The 15,248-nt window shown below is 71.0% G+C and carries 13 protein-coding genes; 3 read left to right on the top strand and 10 right to left on the bottom strand.

The window, feature by feature from the left end:
* Nucleotides 1-15 precede the first annotated feature (15 nt).
* Genes ACFVW6_RS34850 through ACFVW6_RS34840 form a run of 3 tightly spaced genes read right to left on the bottom strand, consistent with a single transcriptional unit; the run spans nucleotide 16 to nucleotide 3,367 of the window.
* Nucleotides 16-801 (bottom strand): 2-keto-4-pentenoate hydratase, encoded by a 786-nt coding sequence (locus ACFVW6_RS34850; protein WP_387793692.1) that lies wholly within the window; start codon nucleotides 799-801, stop codon nucleotides 16-18.
* A complete protein-coding gene (locus tag ACFVW6_RS34845) occupies nucleotides 795-2,297 on the bottom strand; it encodes an MDR family MFS transporter (protein WP_387793690.1) in 1,503 nt (500 codons plus the stop codon). Before ACFVW6_RS34845 ends, ACFVW6_RS34850 begins: the two co-directional genes overlap by 7 nt.
* A gap of 14 nt (nucleotides 2,298-2,311) precedes the next feature.
* A complete protein-coding gene (locus ACFVW6_RS34840; protein WP_387793688.1) occupies nucleotides 2,312-3,367 on the bottom strand; it encodes a 2Fe-2S iron-sulfur cluster-binding protein in 1,056 nt (351 codons plus the stop codon).
* A 192-nt stretch (nucleotides 3,368-3,559) separates the two neighbouring features.
* Between ACFVW6_RS34840 and ACFVW6_RS34835 the strand changes: the two genes are divergently transcribed.
* Together ACFVW6_RS34835 and ACFVW6_RS34830 are read left to right on the top strand one after the other, a co-directional pair.
* Entirely contained in the window at nucleotides 3,560-4,357 is a 798-nt protein-coding gene (locus tag ACFVW6_RS34835) for a mycofactocin-coupled SDR family oxidoreductase (RefSeq protein ID WP_355284521.1), read from the top strand.
* 1 nt (nucleotide 4,358) lies between these two features.
* The gene (locus tag ACFVW6_RS34830; protein ID WP_387793686.1) at nucleotides 4,359-5,186 is read left to right on the top strand and encodes a mycofactocin-coupled SDR family oxidoreductase; all 828 of its coding nucleotides are present in this window, start codon (nucleotides 4,359-4,361) and stop codon (nucleotides 5,184-5,186) included.
* A 78-nt stretch (nucleotides 5,187-5,264) separates the two neighbouring features.
* Here the strand turns inward: ACFVW6_RS34830 and helR are convergent, their stop codons facing one another.
* The 7 genes from helR to ACFVW6_RS34795 all read right to left on the bottom strand — a co-directional run bounded on the left by helR (nucleotide 5,265) and on the right by ACFVW6_RS34795 (nucleotide 13,284).
* The gene (gene helR, locus ACFVW6_RS34825; protein ID WP_387793684.1) at nucleotides 5,265-7,442 is read right to left on the bottom strand and encodes an RNA polymerase recycling motor ATPase HelR; all 2,178 of its coding nucleotides are present in this window, start codon (nucleotides 7,440-7,442) and stop codon (nucleotides 5,265-5,267) included.
* A 197-nt stretch (nucleotides 7,443-7,639) separates the two neighbouring features.
* Nucleotides 7,640-8,515 (bottom strand): alpha/beta fold hydrolase, encoded by an 876-nt coding sequence (locus ACFVW6_RS34820; protein WP_387793682.1) that lies wholly within the window; start codon nucleotides 8,513-8,515, stop codon nucleotides 7,640-7,642.
* A complete protein-coding gene (locus tag ACFVW6_RS34815) occupies nucleotides 8,512-9,303 on the bottom strand; it encodes an SDR family NAD(P)-dependent oxidoreductase (RefSeq protein ID WP_387793680.1) in 792 nt (263 codons plus the stop codon). Before ACFVW6_RS34815 ends, ACFVW6_RS34820 begins: the two co-directional genes overlap by 4 nt.
* A gap of 26 nt (nucleotides 9,304-9,329) precedes the next feature.
* A complete protein-coding gene (locus tag ACFVW6_RS34810; protein ID WP_355284508.1) occupies nucleotides 9,330-9,587 on the bottom strand; it encodes a hypothetical protein in 258 nt (85 codons plus the stop codon).
* A 10-nt stretch (nucleotides 9,588-9,597) separates the two neighbouring features.
* A complete protein-coding gene (locus ACFVW6_RS34805) occupies nucleotides 9,598-11,259 on the bottom strand; it encodes an FAD-binding protein (protein WP_387793678.1) in 1,662 nt (553 codons plus the stop codon).
* A gap of 11 nt (nucleotides 11,260-11,270) precedes the next feature.
* Nucleotides 11,271-11,642: a nuclear transport factor 2 family protein gene (locus ACFVW6_RS34800; RefSeq protein WP_355284503.1), complete on the bottom strand. Its 372-nt coding sequence runs from the start codon at nucleotides 11,640-11,642 to the stop codon at nucleotides 11,271-11,273.
* A 106-nt stretch (nucleotides 11,643-11,748) separates the two neighbouring features.
* Nucleotides 11,749-13,284: an FAD-binding protein gene (locus ACFVW6_RS34795; RefSeq protein ID WP_387793676.1), complete on the bottom strand. Its 1,536-nt coding sequence runs from the start codon at nucleotides 13,282-13,284 to the stop codon at nucleotides 11,749-11,751.
* Between the two features lie 196 nt (nucleotides 13,285-13,480).
* On the opposite strand from ACFVW6_RS34795, the gene ACFVW6_RS34790 reads away from it, so the two are divergent.
* Nucleotides 13,481-15,112 (top strand): flavin-containing monooxygenase, encoded by a 1,632-nt coding sequence (locus ACFVW6_RS34790; protein WP_387793674.1) that lies wholly within the window; start codon nucleotides 13,481-13,483, stop codon nucleotides 15,110-15,112.
* Nucleotides 15,113-15,248: the final 136 nt, after the last annotated feature.

The raw sequence follows: 15,248 nt of genomic DNA, 5'->3' as shown, positions 1-15,248 counted from the left end.
GTCGAGCCTCCTTGGCTAGGCGAAAGACAAACGGACCGAACCGAGTCCGGTGAAGGTGGCGAGGAAATCGTCGCCGGGGCGGGCGTCGATGGCGCGGGTGCAGGAGCCGGGCAGGACCACGTCACCGGCCTTCAGCCGCACCCCGAAGGTCGCGACCTTGCGCGCCAGCCACGCGACCGCGATCACCGGATCACCGAGCACCGCGTCGCTGCGGCCCTCGGCGATGACCTCACCGTTGCGGGTGAGCACGGCGTCGATGCCCTTGATATCGATGTCGCCGGGCGCGACGCGCTCCTTGCCGAGCACGAAACCCGCCGAGGAGGCGTTGTCGGAGATGGTGTCGGTCAGACCGATCTTCCAGTCGTTGATGCGCGAATCGATGAGCTCGATCGAGGGCGCGTAGGCGACGGTCGCGGCCAGCACGTCGGCCTCGGTGCAGTCCTCGCCCGGCAGATCGGCGCCGAGCACGAACCCGACCTCGACCTCCACCCGCGGCAGCAGGTACTTGGAGGTGTCGACCGGGACGTCCTCGAAGACCTCCATCTCGGCGAGCAGGTGACCGTAGTCGGGCTCGTCGACGCCCATCATCTCCTGCATCGCCTTCGACGACAGCCCCACCTTGTGGCCGACGATCTTCGCGCCACCCTCCAGCCTGCGCCGGATGTTGAGCAGCTGGATCTCGTAGGCGTCCACCACATCGATAGCCGGATACCGGTCGGCGATGGGGGACACGGCCACCCGATCCAGCTCCGCCCGCGCCAATTCGGCGGCGAGCTCGGCGCGCACGCTGGTTGTCAGCATCCTGGCTCCCTCTTCTCCTCTGGTGATGCCCACCCATGCTCGCCGTCCACCGGCTCGGCGACCTCGGGTGTTCCCGCTGGATGGGCAGGAAATTGCGTGATCCGGCGGGGAATCACCGCGCACGCGGCGACCAGCACCAGCGTCATGGCCGCGATGGTCGCGAACACCAGATGCACGGCGGCGGACAACGTCTGCGGCGAGGGCGCGCCGACACCGGCCAGCCGCGCGTTGACGATCGCGCCGAAGACCGCGACCCCCACCGCGCTGCCCAGCGACCGCGCGAACATGGTGGCCGAGGTGACGACGCCGCGGTCGGACCACGGCGCGCTGGTCTGCGCCGCGATCAACGACGGTGTGGCCACCAGGCCCATGCCGGCGCCGACGACGAAGCACGAGAGAGCCACCTGCCACAGCGGCGAGTTCTCGCCGAGCAGCAGCATCGTGGCCGTGCCGAGCGCGGCCACCGTACTGCCCAGCACCGCGCACGTGCGGAAACCGAAGCGCAGGTAGACCTTTCCGGCCTGGGCGGCGGCCAGCGGCCAGCCCAGCGTGAGGCCACCGGTGACGAGCCCGGCGACCAGCGCACTGGTACCGAGCACACCCTGATTGAACATCGGCACATAGGTCGTGAACCCGAACAGCAGGGCGCTACCGAGCATGGCGGCGACACTGCTCGCCACCACCACCCGCCGGGTGAACACCCACAGCGGCAGAATCGGGTGCGCGGCCCGGGATTCGACCGCGACGAACAGGACGAGCGCGAGTGCGGCGAGCCCGAACACCGCGAGCCCGGTCGGCGATCCCCACGCCCAGGCGCGACCGCCTTCGAGCAGACCCAGGACCAGGGCCCCGGCGCCGAGTGTCAGCAGCACCGCGCCCGCGTAGTCGATGCTGCGGCGACGGCGCGGCGCGGACTCGTGGAAGTTGCGGACCAGCATCCAGGCGGCCAGCGCGGCCAGCGGCAGGTTGATCAGGAAGATCCAGCGCCAGCCGAGATAGTCGGCGCAGATCCCGCCCAGCAGCGGGCCGGTCACCGAGGTCACCGCCCACACCCCGGCCAGATAGCCCTGCACGGTGGCCCGTTCGGCGAGGGTGTAGAGATCACTGGCGATGACCATGGTGGTCGGCTGGATGGCCCCGGCGCCGATGCCCTGCACCGCGCGGAACACGATGAGCGCCACCATGCTGGTCGCCACCCCGCACAGCAGGGAGCCGAGCGCGAACACCGCCACGCCGAACAGCATCACCGGTTTCCGGCCGAAGGTGTCGGCGAGCGCGCCGTAGATCGGCACGGTGACCGCCTGGGCGAGCAGGTAGCTGGTGAACAGCCAGGGGAACAGCGCGAAGTCACCGAGACTGTCGGTGATCGAGAGGACGGCGGTCGCCAGGATCGTCGAATCGAGCGCGACGAGGCCGGTGGCCAGCATGAGGGAGGCGAGCACGGGGCCGCGCTCCGAGCCGAACCCGACCTCGGAGCGCGCGGTATCGGTTGCCACAGAGCACCTCTCGGTCAGAAGCGGATGCGCACCGAATCGGTGGTCGGCCTGGCCTGGCAGGCCAGGGTGTAGCCGGCGTCGATGTCCTCCTGATCGAGGATCGAGCTGGGGCCCATGGACACCGCGCCGTCGACGACGGTGCAGGCGCACGACCCGCATTCGCCCTCGCGGCACGAGTAGGGCACGTCGAGACCGTCGGCCAGCATGACGTCGACCAGGGTGCGCGACCGGGGCCAGCTCAGCGCGTGCACGGTGCCGTCGAGCTCCACCTCGACCTGCGCGGCGTCGGCCGCGTCGGCGTCGGCGATCGGCTCGGGGTCGGCGAACGGATCACCGGACAGCGAGACGAACACCTCGGTGGTGATCCGCTCCCGCGGCCAGCCCGCGCCCGACAGCGCCTCGGTCACCGCCGCCATGAACGGGCCGGGCCCGCACACGAACGATTCGTAGGACGCGTACGGCGCCGCGAACTCCGCCAGCTGGGCGGCCGTGGGCAGGCCCTGCACCGATTCCAGCCAGTGCACCACGTGCACCCGGCCCGGATGCCGCGCCACCAGCTCGCGCAGTTCCTCGGCGAAGATCACCGACTCCTGCCCGCGATTGGCGTAGAACAGCACCACCCGGCCGGTGCCGCGCGCCAGCGCCGAGCGCAGGATCGACATCACCGGAGTGATGCCGCTGCCCGCCGCCCACAGCAGCAGATCGGTGTCGAGCGAGGCCGGGGTGAAGGCGCCCTGCGGCGGCAGCACGTCGAGGGTGTCGCCGACGGAGACGTTGTCGCACAACCAGTTCGAGCCGTAGCCGTCGGCGGTGCGCTTGACCGTGACCCGCGGCGGTTCGCCGGTGAACGGTGAGCTCGCCAGGGAGTAACAGCGGGCGACCGGCTCGGGCCGTTCGCTCGGGATCCGCAGGGTCAGGAACTGACCCGGCCGGTAGGCGAACCGGTCGGCGGCGTCCTCGGGAACCTCGAACACGAGCGAGCGCGCGTCCGCGGTTTCCTCGATCACCGCCGCCACGCGCAGCGTCACCACCCGCGAGCCACGCGGAACGTCGACAGTCGCCCTCGTCACTGGTGTCCTCCTCGATCACAGAGCCGGTCTTGCGTGGCCACCGTCGCAGCTCAGGCGTACCGCGCGGGCCGCCGATCCCGGTGGCCGGGAGATCACCGCGCACTGTCCACTGACCGGGAAGAACCGGGCCGGTGGCGGCGGCGGCGAACCTAGCGTCGGGCTCGTGGACACTCGATCTCCCGGGGGCGCCCGATGAACCGCATGCAGAACACCGTCGCGCTGGTGACCGGCGCGGCCGGGGGAATGGGCCGCGCCCATTGCCGTCGGCTAGCCGAGGAGGGCGCCGACATCATCGCCGTCGACATCGAGGCCGCCGCGGCGGGCCTGGCGCAGACGGCCGCCGAGGTGGAAGCCCTCGGCCGGGTGTGCGTCACCGCCGCGGCCGACGTCCGCGATCAGGCGTCCCTGGACGTGGCGGTCGCCGACGGCGTCGCCGCGCTGGGCCGCCTGGACGTGATCGTCGCCAACGCCGGCATCTACAGCGACCTCGCCCTGTCCTGGGAGCTGACGGACGAGGCGTGGCAGCGCACCATCGACATCAATCTCACCGGCATGTGGCACACCGTGCGCGCCGGTGTCCCGGCGCTGAGCGACGGCGGCTCGATCGTCGTCGTCAGCTCCACCAACGGCATCACCGGCGCGGCCACCGCCTCGCACTACTCGGCGAGCAAGCACGCGGTGGTCGGGCTGGCCCGCACCCTGGCCAACGAACTCGGCCCGCGCGGCATCCGGGTCAACACCGTGCACCCCGGCTCGGTGGCGACGCCGATGATCCTCAACGACGCCGTGTACGCCAAGCTGCGCCCCGACCTGGCCAACCCCACCCAGGCCGACGCCGCCGAGGCCCTGGCCCAGCGCACGGTGCTGCCCGTGCCGTGGGTCGACCCGGTCGACATCAGCAATGCCGTGCTCTTCCTCGCATCCGACGAGTCCCGTTACGTGACGGGAACCCAGCTCGTGGTGGATGCCGGACTGACTCAGAAGGTGTGACATGGGACGGGTTTCCGGCAAGATCGCGCTGATCACCGGCGCCGCGCGCGGCATCGGTCGCGCCCAGGCCATCCGGCTGGCCGAGGAGGGCGCCGACATCGTCGCCGTCGACATCTGCGGACCGGTCGAGACCGTGGTGTCGCCGGGCGCGACGCCCGACGACCTCGCCGAGACCGTGCGCGCGGTCGAGGCGACGGGCGCCCGGATCGTCGCGGCCACCGTCGACGTCCGCGACGGCGCCGCGCTGCGGACGGCGGTCGACGCCGCCGTCGCCGAGCTGGGCGGACTCGACATCGTCTGCGCCACCGCCGGGATCAGTTCCAGCGCGGGCGCGCTGGAACTGACCGAACAGCAGTGGAACACGATGATCGACGTCAACCTGACCGGCGTCTGGCAGACCTGCAAGGCCGCCACCCCGCACCTGCTCACCCGCGGCGGCGGCGCGATGATCCTGACCAGTTCGATCGCGGGCCTGCGCGGACTGGTCGGCGTCGCGCACTACACCGCCGCCAAGCACGGTGTGGTCGGCCTGATGCGTTCGCTCGCCAAAGAGCTGGCGCCGCACCACGTCCGGGTCAACTCGGTGCACCCCACCAATGTCGACACCCCGATGATCCAGAACGACATGGTGCGCAAGGTGTTCCGTCCCGACCGCGAACATCCGACGCGCGAGGAGTTCGCCGAGGCGGCGGTGACGATGAACATGCTGCCGATCCCGTGGGTCGATCCCGTCGACATCGCCAACGCGTCGCTGTTCCTGGCCTCCGACGAGGCCCGCTACATCACCGCGGTGACGCTGCCCGTCGACGCGGGCTCGACCCAGCGCTGAACGATGCGGTGGTGCGGCCCTCGAGACGGGGACCGCACCACCGCGACAGCGACTGTCGCCCCGGCTCTTCCGCGGATCTCAGCGGGTCGGCACGAGCCCGGCGAGCCCCGTCATGGACCGGGGGAGTTCGCCGTGGTGCAGGACGCCGAGGCGCTGGGTGGCCCGGGTGAGGGCGACATAGAGTTCGGCCGCGCCCCGAGGTCCGTCGGCGAGGATCCGCGCCGGCTCGACGACCAGCACCGCGTCGTACTCCAGGCCCTTGGTCTCCGACGCGGTGACCGTGCCGGGCACCCCGGGCGGACCGATCACCACACTCGTGCCCGCCCTGGTGGACTCCGCGCGCACGAATTCCTCGATGGCCGTGCCGAGTTCGTCCGCGTCCACCCGGCGCGACCACGGCGCGACGCCACACGCGCGCACCGATTCCGGCGGCCGCACCTCCGGCGCGAACTCGGCGAGCACCGCCGCGGCGACGGCCATGATCTCGGCGGGCGTGCGGTAGTTGACGGTCAGCGCCCGATAGGCCCAGCGGCCAGGGACATACGGCTCCAGCATCGAGGCCCACGAACTCGCCCCGGCCGCCGAGCGACGCTGCGCGAGATCGCCGACGATCGTGAAGGACTTGCCCGGGCAGCGGCGCATCAGCACCCGCCAGTCCATCTCCGACAGCTCCTGCGCCTCGTCGACGACGACGTGCCGGTAGGTCCACTCGCGGTCCGCCGCGGCGCGTTCGGCGAGCTCCCTGGTATCGCGTTCGAGGAAGCGCTCGGCCAGATCCTCGCCGAAGAGCATGTCCTGGGCGAACAGGTGGTCCTCGTCGTCCATGTGGTCTTCGCGGTTCACCATGTTCTCGAGCACCCGTGCGGCATAGGCCGCCTCGGCCTTCGCCGCCCGCTCGGCGGTGTCGTCGACGGGCTGGTGCCTGCCGAGCAGATCGACGAGTTCGTCGAGCAGCGGCACGTCCGACACGGTCCAGGCGGCGCCGTCGGCGCGATAGAGCGCGGCGTCCGCGCCCGCCGCCCGCAGCCGATCGTGTGACGAATACAGCTGGGAGAGCAGCGTTTCCGGTGTCAGGAGCGGCCACAGGTCGTCCAGCGCCGTGGTGAACGCGGGGTTGTCGGCGAGTTCGGCGACCAGGTCGGCGCGCAGCTGCTCCCACGCCTCGCGGTCGTCGCGGGTGAGCCAGCCCTGACCGATCCGGCCGATCGCGCGCTCGGTGAGGACATAGGTGACGATCTCGCGGAACACCTCGCGCGCCTCGTTGTGCGGCCGTCCGCTGGCGCGGGCCTCCTCGGTCGCCCACTGCGCGGTGTCGGCGTCGATGCGCACGGTGACATCGGAGAGCTCGATCGGGATCGGGTCCACCGGCAGTCGCTGCCGGTCCGCGATCGCCGTCGCGAGCACGTCGAGGACGCGCAGCGAACCCTTGAGCCGTGCCGCCTCGGGCGCGTCCTCGGCCGTGACGTGCAGCCCCGGCATGAGGTCGCCCGTGGTCGTGAACACCACATTGGTCTCGCCCAGCGACGGCAGCACATGCGCGATGTGGTGCAGGAACGCCGGATTGGGCCCGACCACGAGCACGCCCTGGCGTTCCATCCGCGCGCGCTGGGTGTAGAGCAGATAGGCGACGCGGTGCAGCGCCACCACGGTCTTGCCGGTGCCCGGCCCGCCCTCGATCACCAGGACGCCGGGATGGTCGAGCCGGATGATCTCGTCCTGCTCGGCCTGGATCGTCGCGACGATGTCGCGCATGCCCGTCCCGCGGGGCGCGTCGACCGCCGCCAGCAGTGCCGCGTCACCGCGCGCGTCGCCGTCGGGCCTGCCGAGCACCTCGTCGGTGAAGTCGGTCACCCGGCGGCCGCGGGTGTGGAACTGGCGACGCCTGCGCATGTCCTCGGGTGTGGCGGCGGTCGCGACATAGAACGCCCGCGCGGCGGGCGCGCGCCAGTCGAGCAGCAGCGGCTCGAACTCGTTCGCCTCGTCGAACAGGCCGATGCGGCCGATGTAGGACACCGCGCCGGAGAGCGCGTCGAGCCGGCCGAAGCACAGCCCGTTGTCGGCCACGTCCAAGCGCGCGGCCTCTTTGGCCAGCGCGCGTGCCTCGGCGTCCCGGTCCATGGCCGAGACGCCCTTGCCGCGCAGCGTCGCGCGGTAGCGGCCCTTCACCCGGGCCCGCTCGGCGTCGAGCCGCGCGTAGAGCCCGTCCACGTACTGCTGCTCGGACCGCAGTTCGTCCTGATACCCCTGAGCTGACACCTGCCCTCACTTTCCCGGTTCACCGATCCCGGCGGAGCGCGTCGATCACACTCGTTTCCGCAGCTTCTGGCTTCGGCGGACGATTATGCGGCAGCACCGGGGCCTTGCGGCAAGACCCCCTGTGCGCTATATGTTGGATACGGAAGGGGAGTGAGGACTCCTCCCGTCCAGCGCACAGGGGGTTTCAGGACCGGCGCTCACGCCGTCCGGTCGGCATCCTTCCGGGTCAGGAAAGCCAGGACCGCCGACTCGAATTCGTCCTTGCGCTCGATCATCGCCCAGTGCCCGCAGTTCGGGAACACGTGCAGTTCGGCGCGCGGGATCGTGCGCATCGGGATCAGCGCCATATCCAGCGGGCTCACCCGGTCGTCGCGGCCCCAGGTGATCAGCGTCGGGGCAGCCACCTTGTGCAGCATCGCCCACGGCGGGGGCGCGTCCGAGGCCTCCATCGCCCGCACCATCATCGCGAACGCGGCCTTGCTGTACATCCGGCGCGCGCTGTCGAGCGTCGCCGGATCGGTGGCTTGGGTCCAGCGCTCCTCGATGAGTTCGTCGGTGACCATGGCCGGGTCGTAGACCATCGAGTGCAGCCACTGGACCAGCCGCTCGCGGGTGGGCTCCTCGGTGAACTCCTGCAGCAGCTTGATGCCCTCGCCGGGGCCCGGGCTGAACAGGTTGCGCCCGATGCCGCCGATCGTCACCAGCTTGCCGACCCGCTCCGGGTGCGCGATCGCGTAGTTGAGCGCGACGCCGCCGCCCATCGAGTTGCCGATGATGTCGACACTGTCCAGGCCCAGCGCGTCGACGAAGCGGACCACCGCGTCGAGCGCGGTGACCATCGGGTGCCCGCCGAAGTCGTCACTCACCCCGAAGCCGGGGAATTCCAGGACCAGGCAGCGGAATCGGTCGGCGAACGTCGCGAGATTGCCGCGGAAGTTACGCCATCCGGTGACGCCGGGGCCCGATCCGTGCAGGAGCAGCAGCGGCGGACCGTCGCCCGCCTCGTGGTAGCGCAGCACGCCCGCGTCGGTGCGGATCTCGCGCAGCGTGCCCTCGTAGCTCAGGTCGGTCATGCGTGCGTGCCCCCGTCGATGCGGATCTCGGTGCCGGTGATGAACGCGCCGTCCTCGGAGACCAGCATCGCGATCACGCCCGCGACCGCCGTCGGGTCACCCATGCCCGCGCCGCCGGACTCGAGGTCGGTCGGCAGGGCGGGGGACAGCTTCGAGAACAGGGCCCAGTCGGCGTCCGCGGGGACGTAACCGGGTGTGGCGTCGGTGATGCCGGACTTGATGCTGCCCGGCGCGACGCACACCGCGCGCAGGCCCTTGCCGCCGTATTCGAGGGCGATGGCGTGGGTGAAGGACTGGATGCCGCCCTTGCTCGCCGCGTAGGCCGCCATGTACGGGTGCGCGAACGCGGCCGAGGTGGAGCTGAAGTTCACCACGGTCGCGCGCGGGTTGGCCAGCAGCGCGGGCAGCGCCTCGCGGACGACCAGGAAGGTGCCGGTCAGGTTGACCCGCAGGATCAGGTCCCACAGCTCCAGCGAGGTCTGCTCGGTGTGCGAGGCGCGCAGGATGCCCGCCGCGTTCACCAGCGAATCGAGGCCGCCGAGGGTCTCGGTGGAGGACCGGACGCCGTCGATCACCGACTGCTCGTCACCGATGTCGATGGTCAGGGTGGTGAGCCGGTCGGCGGTGCCGCGTTCGGTGGCCTGGGCCTGGGTGGCCGCGAGCCCGTCCGCCGACACGTCGGCGGCGACCACCCGGGCGCCTTCGTCGAGCAGCCGGAGCACGGTGGCCTGCCCGATGCCGGACGCGGCGCCGGTGACCAGTGTCCGGTGGCCGTCGAGTCTGTTCATGAGTCGTCTCTCCTAGGTGTGTGGGGTCAGCCGAGCCGGCCGGGAACCGGCTCGTGCCGCAACTGATCGGTCGCCAATTCGCCCTTGCGGACCGCGTTCTCGATCGAATCGCGCAGCGCCGCGCAGGTGGGGATCCAGCTGCTCGGCTCGCCGAGGGCCGCGCGCCGGGCGAACTCCGGGCACGCGGACTCGGCGTCGTCGAGCCATTGGACGCTGGTGTGGCTGGGACTGAACTTCTCGGCCAGCACCTTGTTTCCGCAGGTCGCGCATTCGACGGGATGCATTGTGCCCGCCTCAGCGCTCACCGGCGGCGTGCCGCGCGCCGACATAGCCGAACACCATCGCGGGGCCGATGGTCGCGCCCGCGCCGGCGTAGTCGTTGCCCATCACGGCGGCCGAGGTGTTGCCCGCGGCGTAGAGGCCGGGGATGGCCGAGCCGTCGGCGCGCAGCACCTGGGCGTCGGCGTTGTAGACCAGACCGCCCTTGGTGCCGAGGTCGCCGATGCGCACGCGCAGCGCGTAGTACGGGCCCTTGTCCAGGACGTCGAGCGCGGGCACCGACAGCGTCGGGTCGCCGTAGTAGTTGTCGTAGGCGCTGACACCGCGACCGAAGTCGGCGTCGTGCCCGTCGCGGGCGAATCCGTTGAACCGGTCGAGGGTCTGCCGCAGCGTGGCGGCCGGAACTCCGATCTCGGTGGCCAGGCCCTCGATGTCGGGGGCGCTGCGCACCAGCCCGCTCGAGGTCCACGAGCTGGGGAATTTCTGCCCCGGCACGATGCCGCCGATGGGGTAGCGGCTCTTGGCCTTCGTGTCGAAGATCAGCCACGCGGGATCGTGGCTGCCCTTGAGCTGGGCGTGTACGAAGGTGACATACGGCGACGCCTCGTTGGTGAAGCGCTGCCCCGAGCTGTCGACGATGATCGAGCGCGGAATCGACCGCTCCGAGACCAGCACCTGGTTGATGCCGTCGGGCCGCTGGAACGACGGCATCCACCACGCGTCGTCCATCAGATCGACCGCGGCGCCGACCTGCTCGCCCGCGACGATGCCGTCACCGGTGTTGTCGGCCGAGGCCGCGCTGAAGTTGTCGCTGCCGCCCGCGGGCAGGTAGCGCTCGCGCATGGCCTGGTTGTACTCGAAACCGCCCGTGGCCAGCAGGACACCGTCGCGCGCCCGGATCCGGATCTCGCGGCCGTCGCGTTCGGCGACGACGCCGAGCACCGCCCCGGTCTCGTCGGTGATCAGCGAGCGCAGCGGCGTGTTCAGCCACAGCGGCACGTCCGCGTCGCGCAGGGCCAGCCGCAGCCGCGCGATCAGCGCCCGGCCGAGGGTGTCCATGTGCCTGCGCAGCAGGATCGCCTTGACCGCCCGCAGGCCGGTCAGCAGCGCGGTCCAGCGCGCCTTCCAGGTGCGGGTCACCATGTTGAGCTGGACGAAGTCCTTGGAGGTGATGAACAGTCCGGGCGGGGTCGCCAGCGCGGCCGGGCGCAGCAGATCCTCGTCCTCGCCGAGCTGCTTGAGGTCCACCGGCAGCGGCTCGATGGACCGGCCCGCTGGCCGTCCGCCCGGCGCCTCGGGGTGGTAGTCGGAGTAGCCGGTGCACCATTGGAACCGCAGGTGCGGGCTGGTCTCGAGGAAGGCGAGCATGCGCGGGCCCTCGTCGATGAAGGCGTCCAGGTTCGCGGTGGGCACCCGGTCGCCGACGACGGCGTCGAGGTAGGCCCGCACGTCCGCGCGGGAGTCGCCGAGGCCCTCGCGCAGCAGCGTCGGGTTGTTCGGCACCCAGATACCGCCGCCGGAGAGCGCGGTGCTGCCGCCGTACACCGAGGCTTTCTCGATGACGAGGGTGTCCAGCCCGCGATCGGCGGCGGCGAGCGCGCCGGTCAGCCCGCCCGCGCCGCTGCCGACGACGAGGAAGCCGACTTCGTGATCCCAGTGTTGTTCGGTCGCAGTCACTCTCGCCCCGCTCAGCCGACGACCATGTCGTCCTGGGACCAGAACGCGCGCATGCTGGTGATGCGGGCGTCCTCGTCGAAGGTCATGACATCGATCGGATCGAGGGTGAACTTCTGGTCGTTGAACTCGGTGACCACCCGGAAGCTGAACGCGGCGCTGTTGCCCGCGACGCGCACGGTGAACAGTTCCGCCGACCGCTTCAGCGGCTCGATGGCCTCGTAGAACGTGGTGATCGCGGCGTGGCCGACATGCGGTTCGGTGCCGACCGGGTCCTCCACCGTCGCGTCTTCGCGGTAGAGGGCGACGATGTCGGCAGCCGTCCCGCTGCCGACGGCCTCCACATATTTGCGCACCGTCGCGCGAATGTCGTCCGCTGAAGCCATCGTGTTGCTCCTGAAATGTCGAGAAGAGGGGATATGTGAACCGAACCACACTCGGTGGTCGGTGGGGACGGGTCCCTCCCGGCCAGCGGGAGGGACCCGGGTGGGCTCATTCGCCCAGCATGTGCCGCACGGCGAGGTGGCTGAACAGCATGGACGCGCCGATCGGGTTGCCGCCGCCGGGGTAGACCTCGCCGCTGACCGCGGCCATGGTGTTGCCCGCCGCGTACAGGCCCTGGATCGGCGCGCCGTCGCGGCCGAGCACCCTGGCCGCGCTGTCGGTGCGCAGACCGCCCTTGGTGCCCAGGTCGGAGATGCCGAACGCCGCCGCGTGGAACGGGCCCTTCTCGATGGTCACCAGCGGCGGTTCGCCGGCCGAGAAGGCGCGATCGTAGGCCTCGTCGCCGCGCCCGAAGTCCGGGTCGACCCCGGTGGCGACCATGCCGTTGAACCGCTCCACGGTGGCCTCGAGCGCCGCCGCGGGCACGCCGATCTTCGCGGCCAGCTCGGCGAGGGTGTCGGCGGTGTGCCACAGGCCCGCGTCGACGTACTGCTGGGTCTCGACCATGGACACGTTGGTGGCCTTGATCGGCGGCACCTCGCCTTCGGAGTCGTCGTAGATCATCCAGAACGGCAGCGTCAGGCCGCGCTCGGTCATCTGCCGGATCACGTCGCGGCCGAGCCGGTCGTAGGGCGCTGACTCGTTGACGAACCGGTTGCCCTCCTGGTCGACGAAGATGCCGCCGGTGAACCACAGCGCGAACGCCGAGCGCCCGTCCGGATGGGTCAGGCCCGGCGACCACCACGCCTGATCCATCAGGTCGGTGTCGGCGCCCGCCGCGATGCCCGCCTGGTGCGCCAGACCCTGATTGCCCGAGGGACCCATGGTGTCGCGGGCCTCGCCCGGCACGCCGTAGTGCGCGCGCAGTTCCGCGTTCTGCTCGAAGCCGCCCGCCGCGAGCACCACGCCGCGCCGGGCCCGGATCGCGAACCGGCCACCCTCGCGCTCGACGATCGCGCCGGTCACCACGCCGTCCTCGACCACGAGTTCCACCAGCGGCGACTCGAGGTACAGCTTCGCGTGCGGGTAGGTCGACAGCGCGCGCAGCATGCGCCCGATCAGCGCCTGGCCGCCGATCAGCAGCTCCGGCAGGGGAGCGCCGAGCCGGTCGGTGTCGAGCGGTCCGCGCAGCGACTCGCGCAGCTCGCCCAGTTCGGCGGCGGGCAGCGGGCTCGGCATGATATGGCGCTGCCCGTCGAGCCGGGCCTTGGGCGCCTTACCGAAGTAGTCCGGCCAGGGCAGCATCTGGAACTCGAAATGGTTGTCGGCTTCGAGGTATTCGATGAGGTCGCGACCGCGCCGGACGTAGGTCTGCTGCAACTCGTCGGGCGTGCGGTCGCCGACGACGGCCCGGTAGTAGGTGAGCGCGTCGTCGAGGGTGTCGTCGGTGCCCGCCCGCTCCAGCACCGGGTTGCACGGGAACCAGACGCCACCGCCGCCCGAGTACGCGGTCGTGCCGCCGAACTTGTCGGTCGCCTCGACCACCGCGACGCTGAGCCCCTCGCGGGCGGCGGTGTAGGCGCCGGCCAGGCCACCGCCCGAGCCCGCGACCAGCACGTCCACCTCGTCGTTCCAGTCCACCACTGTTTCCTCCTGGTACCGCTTCGTAGTGCCGATGACGGTAGGTGCGGTGACGCCGGTCACGGTGCGGGCCGTCCCGATCACCGGGAGGCGATCGATGCGCGAACGTGCCGGTCAGCGGGAAGGACATCTGCTCACGCGCCCCGCGCGTCCTTAGCGTCGCTGGCAGAGAACCGGTCTCCATCGAAAGGTAGGCACTGTGAACCCCGAGACCCCATCGGCATCAGTGAAGGGCCAGGCCGACGTCGACGTGGTCGTCGTCGGGGCCGGCATCGCCGGCCTGTACGCGCTGCACCGCTTCCGCGGCAGCGGCCTGACCGTGCGGGTGTTCGAAGCAGGCGAGGGCGTCGGCGGCGTCTGGTACTGGAACCGCTACCCGGGCGCGCGGTGCGACGTGGAGAGCGTGGACTACTCGTACTCGTTCGACGACGCGCTGCAGCAGGAGTGGAACTGGAGCGAGAAGTACGCCACCCAGCCCGAGATCCTGTCCTACCTCGAGCATGTCGCCGACCGCTACGACCTGCGCCGCGACATCGAATTCGGTACTCGCGTCACCGATATCGTGCTCGACGAGCAGACCCTGCGCTGGCAGGTCGACACCGACACCGGCCGCGCCGTGTCGGCCCGCTTCGTCGTGCTGGCCACCGGTCCGCTGTCGAACGCGAACACCCCGGCCATCGACGGCCTCGACACCTTCGCCGGGCGCGTGCTGCACACTTCGCACTGGCCGCACGAGGGTGTCGACCTCACCGGGCAGCGGGTCGGCGTCATCGGCACCGGTTCCTCCGGCATCCAGACCATCCCGTGCCTGGCCGAGCAGGCCGAGCAGCTGCACGTGTTCCAGCGCACCGCCAATTACAGTGTGCCCGCGGGCAATACGCCGCTGAGCGAGGCGGACCGGCGGGCCCAGAAGGCGAACTACCCCGAGCGCAGGCGGCTGTCGATGGCCAGCGGCGGCGGCTCCCCGCACCAGGCGCACCCGCAGTCCGCGCTCGACGTCGACGAGCGGGAACTGCGCGAGGCCTACGAGCAGCGCTGGGCGCTGGGCGGCGTGCTGTTCAGCAAGACCTTCCCCGATCAGCTGGTGACCCTGGCCGCCAACGACACCGCGCGCGAGTTCTGGGAGGAGAAGGTGCGGGCGGTGATCGACGACCCGCGGGTGGCCGACCTGCTGGTGCCGCGGGATCACCCGATCGGCACCAAGCGCATCTGCACCGACACGAACTACTACCAGACCTACAACCGCGCCAACGTGGAGCTGGTCGACCTGCGGGCGACCCCGATCGACCGCGTCGACGCCACCGGCGTGCACACCACCGGCGCGCACTACCCACTCGACACCCTGGTGCTGGCCACCGGATTCGACGCGATGACCGGCTCGGTGTCGCGGATGAACATCGTCGGCCGCGGCGGCGAGTCGCTCAACGCGGCGTGGGCGGAGGGGCCGAAGACCTATCTGGGACTGGGCATGACGGGCTTCCCGAACCTGTTCAACCTGACCGGTCCCGGCAGCCCGTCGGTGCTGGCCAACATGGTGCTGCACTCGGAGCTGCACGTCGACTGGGTGGCCGAGGCCATCGGCTTCCTCGACGGCCGGGGCGCGGTGGCGCTCGAGGCCAGGCCGGACGCGGTGGCGGACTGGGTCGGCCAATGCGCGACCAGGGCGGCGGGAACGCTGATGACCCAGGCGAATTCGTGGTACCTGGGCGCCAATATCGAGGGCAGGCCGCGGGTGTTCATGCCCTTCGTCGGCGGCTTCGGGGTCTACGGCGAGATCATCGCCGAGGTCGCGGCCGCGGGATACAAGGGCTTCGACATCCTGGAGGCGTGAGACACGACGGCGGGGGGGGGGCGGGGGGGGCCCCCCCCCCCCCGGTGGGGGGTGAGGGCGCCGCGCCCCCCGAACCGCCCCCGGGGGTAACGGGGGATTTTAAAAAAATAACCCGCCGGCCGCAGTTCAGATGTTT

The sequence above is a fragment of the Nocardia sp. NPDC058244 genome (assembly GCF_042882065.1).
GTDB lineage: Bacteria > Actinomycetota > Actinomycetes > Mycobacteriales > Mycobacteriaceae > Nocardia.
Note: the sequence above shows the minus strand (reverse complement) of the source record. Positions and strands in the feature narration are given on the sequence as shown.

What these genes read in the sequence shown, in the direction of transcription:
- ACFVW6_RS34850 (WP_387793692.1), bottom strand. Translation starts at nt 801, where the DNA reads ATGCTGACAACCAGCGTGCGCGCCGAGCTCGCCGCCGAATTGGCGCGG.
- ACFVW6_RS34835 (WP_355284521.1), top strand. Translation starts at nt 3,560, where the DNA reads ATGAACCGCATGCAGAACACCGTCGCGCTGGTGACCGGCGCGGCCGGG.
- ACFVW6_RS34830 (WP_387793686.1), top strand. Translation starts at nt 4,359, where the DNA reads ATGGGACGGGTTTCCGGCAAGATCGCGCTGATCACCGGCGCCGCGCGC.
- ACFVW6_RS34820 (WP_387793682.1), bottom strand. Translation starts at nt 8,515, where the DNA reads ATGACCGACCTGAGCTACGAGGGCACGCTGCGCGAGATCCGCACCGAC.
- ACFVW6_RS34815 (WP_387793680.1), bottom strand. Translation starts at nt 9,303, where the DNA reads ATGAACAGACTCGACGGCCACCGGACACTGGTCACCGGCGCCGCGTCC.
- ACFVW6_RS34810 (WP_355284508.1), bottom strand. Translation starts at nt 9,587, where the DNA reads ATGCATCCCGTCGAATGCGCGACCTGCGGAAACAAGGTGCTGGCCGAG.
- ACFVW6_RS34800 (WP_355284503.1), bottom strand. Translation starts at nt 11,642, where the DNA reads ATGGCTTCAGCGGACGACATTCGCGCGACGGTGCGCAAATATGTGGAG.